General features: G+C 72.6%; 12 protein-coding genes. 4 read left to right on the top strand and 8 right to left on the bottom strand.

The window, feature by feature from the left end; all coding sequences use genetic code 11:
* Nucleotides 1-123: 123 nt before the first annotated feature.
* Nucleotides 124-705 carry a biotin transporter BioY gene (locus ACFC09_RS11125; RefSeq protein ID WP_376525864.1) on the bottom strand — a complete coding sequence of 194 codons (582 nt, stop codon included), beginning with the start codon at nt 703-705 and terminating at the stop codon, nt 124-126.
* A 291-nt stretch (nt 706-996) separates the two neighbouring features.
* On the opposite strand from ACFC09_RS11125, the gene ACFC09_RS11120 reads away from it, so the two are divergent.
* On the top strand, nt 997-1,638 hold the full coding sequence (locus ACFC09_RS11120; protein WP_376525862.1) for a superoxide dismutase: 642 nt from the start codon (nt 997-999) through the stop codon (nt 1,636-1,638).
* A gap of 223 nt (nt 1,639-1,861) precedes the next feature.
* On the opposite strand, the gene ACFC09_RS11115 is transcribed toward ACFC09_RS11120, so the two are convergent.
* Complete coding sequence (locus tag ACFC09_RS11115) at nt 1,862-2,506, bottom strand: DsbA family protein (protein ID WP_376525860.1); 645 nt, start codon at nt 2,504-2,506, stop codon at nt 1,862-1,864.
* A gap of 151 nt (nt 2,507-2,657) precedes the next feature.
* Between ACFC09_RS11115 and pepN the strand changes: the two genes are divergently transcribed.
* On the top strand, nt 2,658-5,252 hold the full coding sequence (gene pepN, locus ACFC09_RS11110) for an aminopeptidase N (RefSeq protein ID WP_376525858.1): 2,595 nt from the start codon (nt 2,658-2,660) through the stop codon (nt 5,250-5,252).
* Between the two features lie 178 nt (nt 5,253-5,430).
* Nucleotides 5,431-6,471, top strand: coding sequence for a hypothetical protein (locus ACFC09_RS11105; protein ID WP_376525856.1), 1,041 nt, complete (start codon nt 5,431-5,433; stop codon nt 6,469-6,471).
* 224 nt (nt 6,472-6,695) lie between these two features.
* Here the strand turns inward: ACFC09_RS11105 and ACFC09_RS11100 are convergent, their stop codons facing one another.
* From ACFC09_RS11100 to ACFC09_RS11085, 4 genes are all read right to left on the bottom strand, one after another.
* Entirely contained in the window at nt 6,696-7,895 is a 1,200-nt protein-coding gene (locus ACFC09_RS11100; RefSeq protein WP_376525973.1) for a glycosyltransferase, read from the bottom strand.
* A gap of 141 nt (nt 7,896-8,036) precedes the next feature.
* Complete coding sequence (locus tag ACFC09_RS11095; RefSeq protein WP_376525854.1) at nt 8,037-9,179, bottom strand: serine hydrolase domain-containing protein; 1,143 nt, start codon at nt 9,177-9,179, stop codon at nt 8,037-8,039.
* A gap of 114 nt (nt 9,180-9,293) precedes the next feature.
* Nucleotides 9,294-11,042, bottom strand: coding sequence for a TIGR03767 family metallophosphoesterase (locus ACFC09_RS11090; RefSeq protein WP_376525853.1), 1,749 nt, complete (start codon nt 11,040-11,042; stop codon nt 9,294-9,296).
* A gap of 200 nt (nt 11,043-11,242) precedes the next feature.
* Nucleotides 11,243-11,761: an NUDIX hydrolase gene (locus ACFC09_RS11085; protein ID WP_376525850.1), complete on the bottom strand. Its 519-nt coding sequence runs from the start codon at nt 11,759-11,761 to the stop codon at nt 11,243-11,245.
* Between the two features lie 288 nt (nt 11,762-12,049).
* Between ACFC09_RS11085 and ACFC09_RS11080 the strand changes: the two genes are divergently transcribed.
* Nucleotides 12,050-15,370 (top strand): S8 family serine peptidase, encoded by a 3,321-nt coding sequence (locus ACFC09_RS11080; RefSeq protein WP_376525848.1) that lies wholly within the window; start codon nt 12,050-12,052, stop codon nt 15,368-15,370.
* Between the two features lie 124 nt (nt 15,371-15,494).
* On the opposite strand, the gene ACFC09_RS11075 is transcribed toward ACFC09_RS11080, so the two are convergent.
* Both ACFC09_RS11075 and ACFC09_RS11070 read right to left on the bottom strand, forming a co-directional pair.
* Entirely contained in the window at nt 15,495-16,523 is a 1,029-nt protein-coding gene (locus tag ACFC09_RS11075; protein ID WP_376525846.1) for a hypothetical protein, read from the bottom strand.
* Nucleotide 16,524: 1 nt separating this feature from the next.
* Nucleotides 16,525-17,058, bottom strand: a complete 534-nt coding sequence (locus ACFC09_RS11070) for an RNA polymerase sigma factor (RefSeq protein WP_376525844.1) — start codon at nt 17,056-17,058, stop codon at nt 16,525-16,527.
* Between the last annotated feature and the right edge of the window lie 150 nt (nt 17,059-17,208).

The raw sequence follows: 17,208 nt of genomic DNA, 5'->3' as shown, positions 1-17,208 counted from the left end.
TCGTCGGGCGCGGTATCGATCGCCCGGCGAGCCTCTGCCGTGTTCCGGCGTGCGGTCGGCGCCGCTCGCCGCCTCCGTGCGGGCGGGGTCCCGTGCCGGCGGGGTCCCGGCGCGGCGCCGCGGTCAGCGCTTGTCGACGAGCTTCCAGGCGGTGGGCAGCAGGCCCATGGCCAGCGCGGCCTTCAGGGCGTCGCCGATCAGGAACGGCGTGAGGCCGGCGGCGATGGCGGCGGAGGCGGACATGCCGGTGGCCACGGCCAGGTAGGGGACGCCGACGGCGTAGATGATCGCCTCGCCCAGGATCATCGTGCCCGCGGTGCGCAGCATCGAGCGGTCGGCGCCGCGGCGGGCCAGCGCGCCCACCACGGAGGCGGCCAGCAGCATGCCGAAGACGTAGCCGAGGGACGGGGCCGCCGTGCCCGCGCCGCCGCCCGCGAACCACGGCACGCCCGCCATGCCCGCGATCGCGTAGAGCGCGAGGGAGAGGAAGCCGCGGCCGGCCCCGAGCGTGGTGCCGACGAGCAGGGCGGCGAAGGTCTGCCCGGTCACCGGGACCGGGGAGCCCGGTACGGGCACCGAGAGCTGGGCCGCCAGGCCGGTGAGCGCGGCTCCACCGAGCACGAGGGCGACATCGCGCACACGGGAGGCGGGCAGGAGGTCGGCGAGGACGGCACCAGAACGGGCGCCGGCGGTGGCGGTGCTCATGAGGACTCCGCGGGTGTGGGCGGGCTGGGACACCGTGACGCTATACCGCCTGGTCGGGACGTTCACCGTCAGTGCTCGACAAAGGCTGAAACGGCGGGCTGGTCGGCTCCATACAAAGGGTGCCGATTACACCCCGTGCGAGGTGACAACGGTCACGGAGGGCGCGATACCTGGCTCACGCCACCGCCCGGTCCACGGGCACCACCTCTTCCCCTGCACCCGCGAAGGGCTTTTTGTTGCTAGCGTGTAGTTGCAAGCCCTTTGCAATAAGAGGTTCGGAGGGGACCACCCATGCCCGTCTACACGCTTCCTGAACTGCCCTACGACTACTCCGCGCTCGCCCCGGTGATCAGCCCCGAGATCATCGAGCTGCACCACGACAAGCACCACGCGGCCTATGTGAAGGGCGCCAACGACACGCTGGAGCAATTGGCCGAGGCGCGCGACAAGGAGCAGTGGGGTTCGCTGAACGGCCTGGAGAAGAACCTGGCCTTCCACCTCTCCGGACACATCCTGCACTCGATCTACTGGCACAACATGACCGGTGACGGCGGCGGCGAACCGCTGGCCGCGGACGGCGTGGGCGGGCTGGCGGACGCGCTCACCGAGTCGTTCGGCTCGTTCGCCGGTTTCAAGGCCCAGCTGACCAAGGCCGCGGCCACCACCCAGGGATCGGGCTGGGGCGTGCTGGCGTACGAGCCGCTCAGCGGCCGCCTGGTCGTCGAGCAGGTCTACGACCACCAGGGCAACGTGGGCCAGGGCGCGACCCCGATCCTGGTCTTCGACGCCTGGGAGCACGCCTTCTACCTGCAATACAAGAACCAGAAGGTCGACTTCATCGACGCCATGTGGGCGGTCGTCGACTGGCAGGACGTGGCCCGGCGCTACGAGGCCGCCAGGTCCCGCGCCGGGGTGCTGCTGCTGGCGCCCTGACGGCGTACCCGGATCGTCCTGCCTCGTGATCGTCTTCTCACCCTTCACGCGGCGGGCGGAGAAAGGGACCGGCCCCGCGAGGACGTGACTCGCGGGGCCGGTGCTGTTCAGCGGGCGCGCCGGGCACGGGACGTGCCGAGCGCGCTGTGAGGGTACCGACGGAACTCACAGGGTGCCGACGGAACTCCCGGGGCGCCGACGGAACTCAGAGGGTGCCGAAGTCTCAGAGGTTGCTGAAGTCGGGGCCCTTGGTACGGGTCCGCTTGATCTCGTAGAAGCCGGGCACGGAGGCCACGGCGAGGGTGCCGTCCCACAGCCGCAGGGCCTCCTCGCCCTTGGGGGCGGGGGTCACGACCGGACCGAAGAAGGCGATCTCCTCACCGTCGGGACCGGGCACGGCGATCACCGGGGTGCCGACCTCCTGGCCGACCTTGTCGATGCCCTCCTTGTGGGAGGCGCGCAGCTCGGTGTCGTAGGTGTCCTTGTCCGCGTACTCGATCAGCTCGGCGGGCAGGCCCGCGTCCGCGAGCGCGGCGGCGATGCTCTCGGGATTCACCCCGAGGCCCTCGTTGTGGAAGCGGGTGCCGAGCGCGGTGTACAGCTTGCCGACCGCCTCGTCGCCGTGCTGCTGCTGAGCGGCGACGGCCACCCGGACCGGGCCCCAGGACTTGCCGCCGGGACGCATGTTCGCGGCGTACTCCTCGGACAGTGTGTCGAGCTTGTTCTCGTTCAGCACGGCGAGGCTCATCACATGCCAGCGGACCTCGATGTCCCGCTGCTTCGCCACCTCCAGCACCCATCGGGAAGTCATCCAGGCCCAGGGGCACAGGGGGTCGAACCAGAAGTCGACGGGGGTCTTCTCAGACATGTCACTCCTCGGGGATACGCCTTTCCCCGGCCAACGCGTCCGGCCGTTCCGTCATTCCCCTGCTGACCCCCGTCAGGGGCACATGGGAGGATCGGTGCTGTTGAACCCCAGCCGAACCCTGCCATACCACGACAACGAGGGAGTGCCGTCCGTGCCCGGTGAGAATCTGTCCCGCGACGAGGCCCGCGAGCGGGCCGCCCTGCTGTCCGTCGACGGGTACGAGGTGTCCCTGGACCTGCGGTCGGCCGTCGGCGACGGGGACGACGCGCCCCGCACCTTCCGCTCGGTCACCACGATCCGCTTCCGCTGCAACGAGCCCGGTGCGTCCAGCTTCGCGGACCTGATCGCGCCGGCCGTGACCGCGCTCTCGCTCAACGGCCGGGACCTCGACCCCGGCGAGGTCTTCGACGGCGCCAGGATCGCGCTGGAGGACCTGGCCGCCGAGAACGAGCTGGTGGTGGACGCGCTCTGCGCCTACTCCCGTACCGGTGAGGGCCTGCACCGCTTCGTCGACCCGGAGGACGGCGAGGTGTACCTGTACACCCAGTACGAGCCGGCCGACGCCCGCCGGGTCTTCGCCAACTTCGAGCAGCCGGACCTCAAGGCCCCCTACCGCTTCGAGGTGCGGGCGCCGGAGGGCTGGACGGCGTGGAGCAACGGCGCCGGCGAACTCGTCGAAGGGGTGTGGCGGTTCGCCGAGACCAAGCCGATCTCGACGTACATCACCTGCGTGCTGGCGGGCCCGTACCACTATGTGACCGACTCCTACGAGCGGACCTTCGAGGACGGCACGCGGCTGCGGATCCCGCTGGGCGCGATGTGCCGCAAGGCTCTCGCCCCGCACTTCGACGCCGACGACGTCTTCCTGGTCACCAAGCAGGGACTGGACTTCTTCCACGACCACTTCGACTACCCGTACCCGTTCGGGAAGTACGACCAGGCGTTCGTCCCGGAGTACAACCTGGGCGCGATGGAGAACCCGGGCCTGGTGACCTTCCGCGAGGAGTACGTCTTCCGCGGCAAGGTGACGCAGGCGTCCTACGAGGGCCGCGCCAACACCCTGCTGCACGAGATGGCGCACATGTGGTTCGGCGACCTGGTCACCATGGAGTGGTGGGACGACCTGTGGCTCAAGGAGTCCTTCGCGGACTTCATGGGGGCGTTCGCGAACGCGGGCGCGACCCGGTTCGAGAACGCCTGGATCACCTTCGCCAACCGCCGCAAGGCCTGGGCGTACCGCGCGGACCAGCTGCCCTCCACGCACCCGGTCACGGCGGACATCCGCGACCTCCAGGACGCCAAGCTCAACTTCGACGGCATCACCTACGCCAAGGGCGCGTCGGTGCTGAAGCAGCTCGTCGCGTACGTCGGGCAGGACGCCTTCCTGGAGGGGGCCCGGCGCTACTTCAAGCGGAACGCGTACGGCAACACCCGGCTCGGTGACCTGCTGTCGGTGCTGGAGGAGACCAGCGGCCGGGACATGGCGACCTGGGCGCGGGCCTGGTTGCAGACGGCCGGGGTGAACTCGCTGACCCCGCAGGTCCTGCTGGACGCCGAGGGCCGGGTGAGCGAACTGGCCGTGCTCCAGGAGGCGCCCGAGGCGCATCCGCAGCTGCGTCCGCACCGGGTGGCGGTGGGCCTGTACCGGCGCGGTCCGGCCGGGGACCTGGAGCGGTACGCGCGCGTGGAGACCGACGTCGACGGTCCGCGCACGGTCGTGCCGGAGCTGGCCGGTGCCGCGGCCCCGGAGCTGGTCCTGGTCAACGACGACGACCTGACGTACTGCAAGATGCGGCTGGACGCCACGTCCCTGGCCACCCTCCGGGACCACCTGGGTGCGCTGACCGACCCCCTGGCCCGCGCCCAGTGCTGGTCGGCGCTGTGGAACCTGACCCGGGACGGGCTGCTGCCGACCCGGGACTTCGTCGAGCTGGTGCTGCGCTTCGCGGGCCGCGAGAGCGAGATCGGCGTCGTGCAGATGCTGCACGCGTGGACGAACTCGGCGCTGGTGCACTACGCGGCGCCCAAGTGGCGGGCGACCGGTGAGCGGCTGGTCGCCGACCGGGCCCTCGACGAGCTGCGGCGGGCCGAGCCGGGCAGCGAGCACCAGCTGGCCTGGGCTCGGTTCTTCGCGACGGTGGCGTCCGGCGAGCCGCACCTGGCGCTGCTGCGGAAGCTGCTGGCCGGCTCGGCCGTGGTCGACGGGCTGGCGGTGGACCAGGAGCTGCGCTGGGCGTTCCTGGAGCCGCTCGCGGTCCACGGGGCGGCCGACGAGGCCGTGCTCGCGGCGGAGCTGGCCCGCGACGACACCGCGTCCGGCAAGCGGCACCACGTCCGCTGTCTGGCCGCCCGCCCCTCGGCCGCGGTCAAGGCGCAGGCGTGGGCGCAGGTGGTGGAGTCCGACGCGCTGTCCAACGCGCTGGTCGGGGCGACGATCGCCGGGTTCGCGCAGCCCGCGCAGCGGGAGCTTGCGGCTCCGTACACCGAGAAGTACTTCGCGGTGATCGAGCGGGTGTGGCGGGAGCGGTCGATCCAGATCGGCATGGACGTGGTCCGGGGGCTGTTCCCGGCCTACCAGGACTCGCCGGAGACGCTGGCGGCGACGGACGCGTGGCTGGAAGCGCACCGGGAGTCGGCTCCCGCGCTGCGCAGGCTGGTGCTGGAGGCACGGGACGACCTGGCGCGATCGCTGCGCGGGCAGTCCTGCGACGCCGCCGCCTCTGGCCAAGGCTCGGCGCGTCCGTGACCGTTACGGAATTCGGTCAATTGGAGCCGTAACCCCTGGTCCGCACCCGAACGGACCAGGGGTTTTCGAGCGCTACTCGGCATCCGAACATTCGTCCTTTAGTGCCGCCTTGTCCGTATTTGTCGACGGGTGTGTAACAGCGGTTAAAGGGCCGTCCGGCCGCGGGAATCCGGAGGTCATGAACCACAACACCCCGCTCTCCCCGCGCCCCCTCCACCACCTCAGCGACGTCCACCACCGGGTGCTGACCGCGGCCCGGCTGCGCAAGCACGGTGTCTCGACGGCCGACCTGAACGAGCGGTGCCGCCCCGACGGCCCCTGGCAGCAGCTCCTGCCGGGCGTGGTCCTGCTCCACGCCGGGCCGCCGACCGGCGAGGAGCGGCTGCACGCCGTACTGCTGTACGCGGCGCGCGTCCCGGCGGGCGCCGCCGTGCCGCCACAGCCCAGGCCCCCCGAGTCGCCCGCGTCCCGGTACCCGGAGGTGATGGTCACCGGCCTGGCCGCGCTGAGCCTGCACGGCTTCGCCGCGGCGCCGCCGCTGTCCGCCCTGGACCGCATCGACGTGCTGGTCCCGCGGGCACGCCGGCTGCGCTCGGCGGGCCTGGCCCGCATCGTCCGCACCCCGGACCTGCCCGCCGCGCGGCAGGTGTCCGGGGTGCCGGTGGCGCCGGTGCCGCGGGCCGTGGCGGACGCCGTGGCGGACCTCTCGGACGCGGCCACGGTGCGCGTGCTGCTGTCCGAGGCGGTCCGGGCCGGCCACTGCGAACCGGCCGCGGTGGTACGGGAACTGAACCAGGCCAAGCTGCTGACCCTGCCGCACGTGGTGGACGCGGTGGACTCCCTGGTGGCCGAGGGCCGGGCGCTCGCGGAGGACCGCCTGTACCGGATGGTGCGGGAGTACGGCCTGCCGGACCCGGTGTGGAACGTGGACCTGCGGCTGCCGGGCGGCCCGCACCTCGGCGGCCTGGACGCGTACTGGCCGGACCAGGCGGTGGCGGTGGAGCTGGACACCCGGGCCCCGCGCCAGGACGAGGACGCCCTCTGGTCGGAGTACGCGCGCAAGCGCGAGCACCTGGAGCGCCTGGGCATCACCGTCGTGCACATCTCCCCCAGGAAGCTCCGGGAGTCGCTGGAGCAGCAGGCGACGGTGGTCCGCACCGCCCTGATGGCCTCCGGCGACCGCGACCCGGCCGCGTACGTCGTGGTCCTGCCGCGGTAGTGCCGCCCGGGGACGGCCGGAACGGGGCCCGGGAGCGGGACCGGGCCGGCGATCGGGGCCGAGCCGGGAGCGGAGGCCGAGCCGGGAGCGGAGGCCGAGCCGCGGGCCGAGCCCGGCCGCACGGGTACCGGCCGTACGGGCCACACGGGTACGGGTCGTACAGGTACGGGCCACACGAATACGGGCCACACGAATACGGGCCACACGGATATCGGCGGCGCGGGTCAGGGCGACTGCTGTGGTTCCTCGTGGCGGGAGGCGGGGCGCCGGGTCACCCGGTCGAGCAGGGTCGCGTACGCCGCGATCATCCGGGTGCGGCTGAACCGCTCCCGGCTGTGGGCCAGGGCAGGCGCGAGGTCGGCGTGGCCGGCGACCGCGCCGGACCAGGCCAGGGCCACGGCGCCCGGGTCCGGCGGGGTGACGAAGCCGTGCCCGGCCACGATGGCCGCGCTGTCGCCGACGTCGGTGGTCACCGGCACGGCCCCGCACATCATGCCCTCGATCAGACTCAGCGGCGCGGCCTCCCCCGCCGACGAGGTGAGCGCCACGACGTCGGCGGCGGCGTGCACCGCCGCCATGTCCCGCCGTACGCCGAGCAGGTGCACCCGCTCGGCGAGCGCCCGCTCGGCGCCGAAGGCGACCTCGATGTCCGCCCACAGGGCCGGGTTCTCCGGTGTCATGCCGGCCCCGCACATCAGCACGTGCCCGCCGCCCTCGCGGCCCAGCCAGAGCCGGGCCGCGCGCAGCAGCAGCGGGACGTTCTTCATCGCGGCGTAGCGCGCGGCGAAGACGACCACCGGTGCCGCGGCCGGGATCCCGAGCGAACCCCGCACCCGCTGCCGCGCCTCCGCGTCCGGCCGGAACCGCAGCAGGTCCACCCCGTTCGGGATGACGTGCAGCAGTGCCGCCGGGATCCCGGCGGCCAGGTACGCGTCGCGGGTCGACTCGGCGCAGCACACGCACGCCACGACCGTGCCGTCCGCGATGGCCGTCCTCAGCTCGTCCAGCGCCGGTCCCTGGTTCTCCGGGTCCGAGCGGTGCAGGCAGACCACCACCGGGCGGCGCGGCAGCCCCGCCTGGTTGAGCAGGGCCAGCGGCTGCTCCTTCAGGGAGAGGATGACGTCCGCGCCCGCCATCGCCCGAGCCGTCGCGGCCAGCTCGGGCCCGCTGAACGCCCGCGCCGCGACGGTGCCGTCGACCAGGCCCGCGCTCCGGCCGAGCGAGGTGACCGGTACCCCGCCGGCCGTGAGCGCGCGATAGCAGGCGTCGTCCTCCATGCGCTGCCGGGTCGCCTCCCGGTGGACCTCACCATGGATGCTCAGCACCTGGTGGTGCTGCCTGCCGCCCTCCACCAGTCCCAGCAGGACATCGCTGTGGACGATCCGGGCACCGCCGGAGAAGAAGCCCTCGTAGACCGAGAGCACCCGCAGATCACGTTTCGCGCGCACGCGACCACCCGCCTTGCACCTGATTCAAGCCATCCCCGTGAACAGCGGGTTAGCCGATATATGGCGGTACGGACATTGCATGCGCGTTAAGACGGAAAGACGCCGGCGAAACGGTGTCTAACAGAATTCCCCCTCCAGCACGGCGTCCATGTCCCCGGCCCAGTCACCGTTGAAGTTGACCGCCAGCGCGTGCCGGCCGTCGGCCGTGGTCACCGCCGAGGAACTGGAGCCGTGGATGCCGCCGTCGTGTCCCCAGACGTGGACGCCGCAGGACAGGGTGCGGTCCATGAGCCCGAGGCCGTAGCCCGTGTTCGGGATGCCCTCGGCCGTGACCGTGGTCTTCATCTCCTTCAGCTGCCGCGCGGGCAGCAGCCGGCCGCCGAGCAGGGCCCGGTAGAAGCGGATCAGGTCGGCCGAGTCGGAGATCATCTCGCCCGCGGACGACGCGATGGACGGGTTCAGCCGGGTGACGTCGTACGACGGGCCCGCCACCGGCTGGCCCAGCTTCGAGTAGGCGCGGCTGCTCGGCTGCGGGACCGTGACCCGGGTGCCCGGCACCGTGGTGCCCGTGAGCTTCAGCGGGCGGATGATCCGCCGCTCGATCTCCTGTGCGTACGGACGGCCCGTCACGCGCTCGACGATCATGCCCGCGAGAACGTAGTTGGTGTTCGAGTAGTTCCAGGACGTGCCCGGCGCGAAGTCCGGTGCGTGGCGCATCGCGATCGCCACCAGCTCGCTCGGGGCCAGGGTGTCGTAGCGGTGCTGGAAGAAGCCGTCCTTCACGAAGTAGGCGCGGCCGAAGTCGTCGTCGGCCGTGTAGTTGTAGATGCCGCTGGTGTGATTGAGGAGCATGCGGAGCGTGATCGCGTGGCCGTCGTGGCCATGGCCGCGCACCACGCCGGGCAGCCATTTCTCCACCGGGTCGGCCAGCGACAGCCTGCCCTCGGCCGCCAGCTGGAGCAGGACGGTGGAGACGAAGGTCTTGGTGATGCTGCCGACGCGGTAGCGGTCGGCGGCGGAACGCGGGGCACCGGTGCGGGTGTCGCCGACGCCCGCGGTCGCCGACCAGGCGCCCCGCGCGTCCCGGGCGCCCGCGGTGACGCCGGGCACCCCGTCGGCGACCGCGGCCGCCATGGCCCGGCGGGTGGCCGCGTGGCCGTCGGTGCCCTCGGCGGCGCCGGCCGCGAGCACCGGTGTCGCCGCCAGTGCCGTCGAGAGCACCGCGGCCGTCGCCGCCACCACCGCCATACGTACGGACATGTCGTTTCCCCTGTTCGCTGGGCTCGTCGAGCTCGGTCGCGGGGAGGGACACCGGGGCGGCGGTGAAGGTTGCCCGGCCGTACGCCGGTTGAGCGTGTATCGGCCCTTTCGACCTCAGCCCTTCTTCAGCACCAGCTCCGTGTTGCGGTCGGTCGCGGAACCCCCGAGGGTCGTGCTGGCGCCGGGGGCGTTGAAGGACAGCTCACGATAGAGGGCGGCCAGGCCGGTCTGGGACAGGTCGGCCGGATCGGCGCGGTGCGGCGCGGCGGACTCGACGAGCGTGGTGAACAGCGACAGCGTGCCGTCCTTGTTGTCCACCAGCTCGACGACCCGGGCGAGTTGGGGGTGGTCGACGTGGGAGGCGGTGGAGATCTCCCAGAAGGAGTGGCCGCCCGCGGTGCTGTGCGGGGTGATCACGTTGCGGTGGATGTGGCCGTTCACCCAGGCGAGGACGCCCGGGTGGCGGGCGAGCAGGGCGAGGACCGCGGCGCCGTCGTGCCGCTGCTCGCCGGGGTCGGCCGGATCGGGGCGGGTGTTGTCCATCGTCGCGCTGGTGTGGTGGCTGAAGACGACGGCGTACGCGTCCTTGTTGTCCCGCAGGGTGTTCTCCAGCCAGGTCAGCTGGGCGGTGCCGATGGAGCCGTCGTAGTGGCCGCCCGGGTCGGTGGTGTCCAGGCTGATGCCGATCACGTCGTCGGTGATGCGGAACGAGTAGTACTGGGTGCCCGCGGCCACGTTGTCCGACGAGTAGCCGTGGCCGGCCGGGCCGGATCCGGTGTGGGCCGGGTCGAGGTGGGCCTTGAGGTAGTCGGCGGGGGTGTACGGGGCGCGCCTGTCGTCGGGTGTGACCGGCCGCAGATCGCGCGCGTGCGCCTGGAGCAGGTCCCGGAAGCCGGTGCCCCGGGGGTCGGCGGCGTTCCTGATGCTGTCCTGGAGCTTCTTCGCCTCGGCCGCGGACAGGCTCATCAGCTTCCTGCCGCCGACCGCGAACTCGGTGAGGTAGGGGTCGCCGTGCGAGCCGTAGCAGCCGAGCGGCAGGGCGTCGTGGTTGCCGACCGTGGAGTACCAGGGCAGGTGCAGGCCGGGGCTGCGGACCTCCCGGAGGGCCGCGGCCAAGTAGCCGTCGAGTTGCGGGAATCCGGCCGTCTTGTCCTGGTCGCGCAGGGCCGAGTCGGGCTGCCAGTACAGGCTGAGGCCACTGCTCTGCACGCCTTCGTAGTGGCGCGGGTCCCCGGTGTTGGGGGTGATGTTCCCGCCGCTCATGATCGTCATGAACCACTCCAGTTCGGAGTGGGCGTTGTTGTCGGTGTTGTCGCCGGTGGTCATCACGCAGTGCAGCGGCGAGCCGGTGGCCGGCCCGCCCCGCAGCGAGTTGATCCGCTCGACCAGCGAGACGGCCCCGGGCACGGTCAGCGCCTCGTGCGGGCGCCAGGCGTGCCGGTCGGCGGAGCGCAGGAACTCCAGCCGCAGCGGGTGCTGGACGTCCATCAGGTGCAGGTCGGTGAGCTGGACGAAGGCGGCGAGCAGGGTACGGCGGTCGGCGCGGCCGGACTTGGCGGCGGCCAGTTCCTCGCGCACCACCCGCGGCCAGCCGGGTCCGTCGCCGAGGCGCCGGTAGCCGGAGCCGCCCGGTGCGGTGGCGGCGGATTCGAGGGTGGTGCCCTTGATGTAGGGGGTGAGCGGCGGTGCGGGCGCCGTCCGCGAGGAGGCGAGGGGTGCCTCCTGGGTGGTGGCGGCCTGGCTGTCGGTGGGGCGCAGGGCGTAGCCGATGCCCGCGGAGACCGACACCGCTCCGGCGGCGGCGAGGACGGTACGGCGGTTGACCCCCAGCGCGGAGGTGGCGACAGAGCGTATGCGCGACATGGCGCGGTCTCCCCGGGTGCGAACGCGTCAGCAGTGGTTCGCGGGTGATCGCCATCGCGAACATCCCGCTGCTTGGGATCGTTGGCACCAGGGGTGACCTGCGCGTGAACGAGGCAGCAACGTGCGGCGCCGATCACCGTACGTGGATCACGGTGTACCGGACACGGTCATACGGTGGATTTCGGGCGGCCGGTGGACGGTCACTCCGTGTTCATCTGCGGGGGTAGCAGGAGGCCGCCGGGCCCGTCCGGCAGCCGTCCGGACGCCGGGCGCTCGCGCCACAGCCTGAGCGCTGTGTCGACGAGCGCGACCCGGTTCAGACCGGCCACCGCGGCCAGGTCCTGCCAGGCGGCCAGGTCGGTGGAGCCGTTCTCCTCGTTGCGCAGTTCACCGCCGGTGATCCGGCCCTCGTAGACGAGCCGTACGGCGTGGCGGTCGACGCCGCGCCCGAAGCGCCCCGGCGCGGTCCGACGCAGCGAGTCCACGCCGAGCAGGCCGGTCACCTCGATGTGGTAGCCGGTCTCCTCGAAGACCTCCCGGCGCACGGTGTCGTGGGGATCCTCGCCGTGCTCCATGCCGCCGCCGGGCAGCACCCACTCGGGCGGACCCTCGGGGGCCGGCGAGCGGGCCAGCAGGATCCGTCCCGGGCCGTCGGCCGGAGCGGCCCCCACGTCGCGAACGCACACGGCGTAGGCCGCCACCCTCAGTTTCCTGCGCACGGAGGGACGTTAGTCCGAGTGTGCCGGGTCCGGGGGCCGGACGACGGTTCCGGCCACGGTGCGACGGTATTCCGCCACGGTTCGCGTTCATGTTCCCGAAACAATCAGCGAAAGATCATCTTTTGCGGGCTTAAATCCCCCGTGGCGTATGGCGGGTGTACGCCATCCGTCCCTCACGCCACGGTCAACTCTCCCCAAAGTTCTCACCCTTGGGTAAAGCTGAGCGATCGTCCGGCACCGACATCCGGACTGCCGTGTTCAACGTTCCTTTACCTCCAAGGGATGCCGATGATCCACTCCTCCAAGAGCGACCCGACGCCGGGCGCGAGACGCGTGGCCCGCATCGCCGTGGCCGCCGGTCTGGTGGCCGCGCTCTCCGCGGCCGGCCCGATACCCCTGGCCGTCGCCGCGACCGCCCCCGCGACGACGGCCGACCCCAGCGTCAAGTCGGCCGAGACCCCCAAGCTGGGTTCCGACGACGCCGATCTGCTCGCCGCGGCCAAGGCGGCGGGCGACAAGAACGTCACCATGATGATCGCCACCGCGCCGGGCCGGACCGAGCAGGTCGCCGAGCAGTTGGACGCGGTCAAGGGCGGCTCGGTCGGCCGCACCTACGACAAGCTGGGCTACGTCCGTGCCACCGTCCCGACCGGCGCGGCGGACGCGGCCATCGCGGCCGCCACCGAGCTGTCCTCGGTGCACGCCATCGACCTGCGCCAGGAGATCGCCCTCGACGACCCGACGCCGGCCGCGGACGCCGCCCAGGGCGCCCCGGGCACCGAGTCCGCCGCGACGACGAAGACCTATCCGGCGCCGGACGGGCACACGCCCGCAAAGAACCCGTACAACCCGTCGTTCGAGACGGGCGCCGTCGATTTCGTGAAGCAGAACCCGAAGGCGGACGGCCGGGGCGTCACCATCGGCATCCTCGACTCCGGGGTCGACCTCGGCCACCCGGCGTTGCAGAAGACCACCACCGGCGAGCGGAAGATCGTCGACTGGGTGACGGCGACCGACCCGATCGTCGACGGCGACCAGACCTGGCGCCCGATGGTCAACGCCGTCTCCGGGCCGTCGTTCGCCTACGGCGGCCAGAGCTGGCGGGCCCCGGCGGGCTCCTACCAGATCAGCGTGTTCAAGGAGTCCTCCACCGCGGGCGGCGACGCGGCGGGCGACGCCAACCGCGACGGCGACACCACCGACTCCTGGGGCGTGCTGTACGACCCCGCGGCGGGCACGGTCCGGGTCGACCTGAACAACAACAACGACTTCTCCGACGACACGCCGATGAAGCCGTACAAGGACGGCTACCAGATCGGCTACTTCGGCACCGACGACCCGAAGACCGACGTGGTCGAGCGCCAGCCGTTCGTCGTGCAGATCCGCAAGGACGTGCCGATGGACCCCTACGGCGGGTCCTGGGTCGGCAAGAAGGCCGACTTCGTCAACATCGGCGTCATCGAGTCGGAGCACGGCACCCACGTCGCCGGCATCACCGCCGCAGGCGGCCTGTTCGGCGGGAAGATGAACGGCGCCGCGCCCGGCGCGCAGATCGTCTCCTCCCGCGCCTGCACCTGGTCCGGCGGCTGCACCAACGTCGCGCTCACCGAGGGCATGATCGACCTGGTGGCGAACCGCGGCGTCGACGTCGTCAACATGTCCATCGGCGGCCTCCCGGCGCTCAACGACGGCAACAACGCGCGCGCCGAGCTGTACACCCGGCTCATCGACACCTACGGCGTGCAGCTCGTCATCTCCGCGGGCAACGACGGCCCCGGCGCCAACACGATCGGCGACCCCGGCCTGGCCGACAAGGTGATCGCGGTCGGCGCGGGCATCTCCAAGGAGACCTGGGCCGCGAACTACGGCTCCCAGGTGGAGAAGAAGTACGCGCTGATGCCCTTCTCCTCGCGCGGCCCGCGCGAGGACGGCGGCTTCGCGCCGACCCTGGTCGCGCCCGGCGCGGCGATCAACACCACCCAGACCTGGCTGCCGGGCGGCCCGGTACCCGAGGCGGGCTACTCCCTGCCGGCCGGCTACTCGATGCTCCAGGGCACCTCGATGGCCTCCCCGCAGGCGACCGGTGCGACCGCGCTGCTGCTGAGCGCGGCGAAGCAGCGGCACATCGACCTCGCCCCGGCCGAGCTGCGTACGGCGCTGACCTCGACCGCCGACCACATCGCGGGCGCGCAGGCGTACGAGGAGGGCGCGGGCCTGATCAACATCGTGGACGCCTGGAAGGCCGTCAGGAACGGCGCGGGCGCCCATGACTACACGGTCAAGGCACCGGTCGACACCGCGATCGACTACGCGCTCAGGACGCCGGGCTTCGGCACCGGCCTGTACGACCGCGAGGGCGGACTGGAGGCCGGGCAGAAGAAGACGTACGACGTCACGATCACCCGTACCTCCGGACCGGCCACGGCGGTCCGGCACGAGCTGCACTTCGAGAACAACGCGGGCGGCACCTTCCGGATCGTCGGCGACGACGTGGTGAAGCTGCCGCTGAACCAGCCGGTGACCGTCAAGGTCCGGGCGGCCCCGAAGTCGGCGGGTCTCAAGAGCGCGATCCTTGAGGTCGACGACCCGAGGACCGAGGGCGTCGACAAGCAGATCCTCACCACGGTCGTGGTGGCGACGCCGGTCGACCACACCTTCTCCGCGTCGGGTTCGGTGCAGCGCAACAGCACGCAGTCGTACTTCCTCGACGTACCCGAGGGCGCCAAGTCCCTTGAGGTCGCGATCGGCGGGCTGAAGGACAAGAGCCAGACCCGGTTCATCTCCATCCACCCGTACGGCGTTCCGGTCGACGAGACCTCCACGCCGTACTGCTACAACAACTACCTGGACGGCAACGGCTGCCGGCCCGACCTGCGCTCGTACGCCGACCCGCAGGCCGGGGTCTGGGAGATCGAGGTCGAGTCGCGCCGCACCTCGCCACTGCTCGACAACCCGTACAAGCTGGACGTCACCGTGCTCGGCGCGGCCTTCGACCCGGCGACCGTGACGGTGCCCGAGGCGAAGGTCGGCGTCCCGGCCACCGCGTCCTGGAAGGTGACCAACAATTTCGCCGCCCTGGACGGCAAGCTGGTCGGCGGCCCGCTCGGCTCCGCGAAGTCCGACCGGCCCGCCATCGCGCAGGGCGAGACCCGGACCACCGAGGTGACCGTCCCGGCGGGCGCCGAGACGCTGGACGTCGCCATCGGCAACGTCTCCGACACCGCCGCCGACCTGGACCTGACCGTGTACGACGCGGACGGCAACCAGGTCGCGCTGTCCGCGGACGGCGACTCGGAGGAGGCGGTCTCCATCCCGGAGCCGGCCGCGGGCACCTACACCGTCGAGGTCGTGGGCTACTCGGTGCCGTCGGGCTCGACCGACTTCGACTACCGGGACGTGTTCTTCTCCTCCGCGCTCGGTTCCGTCACGGTCGACGGCTCGGCTCCGGTCAAGCTCGGCACGGGCGCATCGGCGACGGTGACCGGGCAGGTCACGGCCGCGGCCGCGGCTCCGGCGGGCCGTGAGTTCTTCGGCCAGGTGCAGTTGGTGAACGCGCGCGGCACGGTCGCGGGCGTCGGCAGCGTGCAGATCGAAAAGGTCACGCCGTGACGCTGTGAGGCTGTGACGCCGACGGGCGGGGCGGGTGTCCTGACGGACGCCCGCCCCGCTCCGTCCGGCACGGCCCCGGACCGCCGCCCGGGGCGCACCCGACCGGGCCCGCCGGCTCCCCGGCTCAGGACGCGCCGCCGGAAGGGCAGGCAGCGTCGAGTGAGCCGGGCAGGGCGTCCGTGATCCAGTCGCGTTCGACGGCCACGCGAATGTCGCCCACGACCCACCGGGTCGCGTCCCGCTCGCCCCGGCCGACCAGGACGAGCACGTGCTGTCCGGGGCGCGGCGCGGGCGACGCGGCCGCGTCGAGCAGGACACGGACCTCGGCCGGGCCGTGCGCGGGCTTGTAGGAGCGGAGCACGGTCAGGGTGACGCTGCTGCCCCCGGAGGTGCCCGGCCGCGGCTCCACCTGGGCCACCGTGCCCTCCACGACCAGGCGGGAACAGGCCAGCTCGCGCTCCGGGTCCGCCGGCCGGCCGGCGGGCCCGGCGTCCCGGCCCGCGACCCCGGCGTCGCTCTTGGCCGCCGCCCCGGCGCTGTCGTCCGCGCCGCCGCCGGCCCGCGTCACCACCCAGCCGAAGCCCAGGACCAGGGCGAAGGCCGCGGCACCGGCGAGCGAGCCGAGCGCGATCCGCAGGGCGCGCCGACGGCCGCCCGGACGGCCGGGCTCCGGCGGCCGGCCGGGACCGGCGGGGCGAGTACGGCTCCGGGCACGCCGTGCGGGGGGCACCGCCGGACCGGGGCCCTCCGCCGTACCGGGGCCCTCCGGTCCGCCGGCGCCCTGCGGTGTACCGGTCCCGCCGATCACCGCTGCCCCGGCCACCGCGCCCCTGGCCGTCTCCTCCCCCGTCAACGCCTCGGCCAGCCAGGCCAGTTGGTCCCGCAGCACCGCCACGTCGGCCTCGGCCGCCCGGTGTGCGGCGAGCCGGGCGGGGTCGCGGCACACCTCCTGCGGCAGCGGGTCCCCGGTGATCGCGGCCATCAGGGCGTCCGCGTCGTCGTGCTCCCCGATCGCCCTGTACTCCCCGTACCCCCCGTACTCCCGGTACTCCCCGTGCTGCTCTCCCGCGCCTCCCGCGCCTCCGGTGCCACCGGTGCCACCGGCGCCTCCGGCTCCTCCGGTGTCCCGCGCATCCTCGTGTCCGGCGGTCATGTCACACCACCTCGTCCTCGTGCAGCCGGTCGCGCAGCACGCGGACCGCCGTGTGCAGCCTGCTCTTGACCGTGCCCTCCGGGATGCCCAGTTCCTCGGCGATCCCCCGCACCGACAGGTCGGCGAAGAACCGGAGCACGACCACCTGCCGCTGGGCGGCCGGCAGCCCGTCCAGACCCCGGGCGACCGCGAGGGACAGCAGGCTGGTCTCCTCGCCCGAGGGGTGCGCGGGCTCGCGCAGCGCGGCCAGCCGCTCCCCCAGCCGTTCCTGGCGGCGCCTGGCCCGGTGCCAGTCCATGGCCAGGTTGGAGGCGACCACCGCCACCCACGCCGACACGTCCCGCGGCGCCTCGCGACCGCTCGCGGCCCGCTCCAGCAGCCGCAGCCGGACCTGCTGCACCCCGTCCGGCAGGTCCGACTGCGGCACGCCGCCGAGCGCGAGCACCGCCCGCACCCGTCGCTCCTGGGCCGCGTCCAGCGGATCGTCCCCGCCGCGGACCGCCTCCTGCCCGCGGCGGGCCCTTCTACGCAGCACAGCCACCTCTCCCCTCCCCGCGTTTCCCCTACGACGCGGAAGCGGGGCGAAACGTTCGCTGCGGGCCCGGGGATTTCGCCTCCCCGTCCCACCACCCGGACAATGGATTGGACAGGACGGGCATGGACAGACGCATCCTGGAGCGGCCGC

The organism is Streptomyces sp. NPDC056161, assembly GCF_042268025.1.
Lineage (GTDB): Bacteria > Actinomycetota > Actinomycetes > Streptomycetales > Streptomycetaceae > Streptomyces.
This window is presented reverse-complemented; position numbering and strand designations above follow the sequence as displayed.

Excerpts from the sequence above, each read along its gene's own strand:
- ACFC09_RS11125 (WP_376525864.1), bottom strand. The coding sequence starts at position 705 with ATGAGCACCGCCACCGCCGGCGCCCGTTCTGGTGCCGTCCTCGCCGAC.
- ACFC09_RS11120 (WP_376525862.1), top strand. The coding sequence starts at position 997 with ATGCCCGTCTACACGCTTCCTGAACTGCCCTACGACTACTCCGCGCTC.
- ACFC09_RS11115 (WP_376525860.1), bottom strand. The coding sequence starts at position 2,506 with ATGTCTGAGAAGACCCCCGTCGACTTCTGGTTCGACCCCCTGTGCCCC.
- ACFC09_RS11105 (WP_376525856.1), top strand. The coding sequence starts at position 5,431 with ATGAACCACAACACCCCGCTCTCCCCGCGCCCCCTCCACCACCTCAGC.
- ACFC09_RS11095 (WP_376525854.1), bottom strand. The coding sequence starts at position 9,179 with ATGTCCGTACGTATGGCGGTGGTGGCGGCGACGGCCGCGGTGCTCTCG.
- ACFC09_RS11090 (WP_376525853.1), bottom strand. The coding sequence starts at position 11,042 with ATGTCGCGCATACGCTCTGTCGCCACCTCCGCGCTGGGGGTCAACCGC.
- ACFC09_RS11080 (WP_376525848.1), top strand. The coding sequence starts at position 12,050 with ATGATCCACTCCTCCAAGAGCGACCCGACGCCGGGCGCGAGACGCGTG.
- ACFC09_RS11075 (WP_376525846.1), bottom strand. The coding sequence starts at position 16,523 with ATGACCGCCGGACACGAGGATGCGCGGGACACCGGAGGAGCCGGAGGC.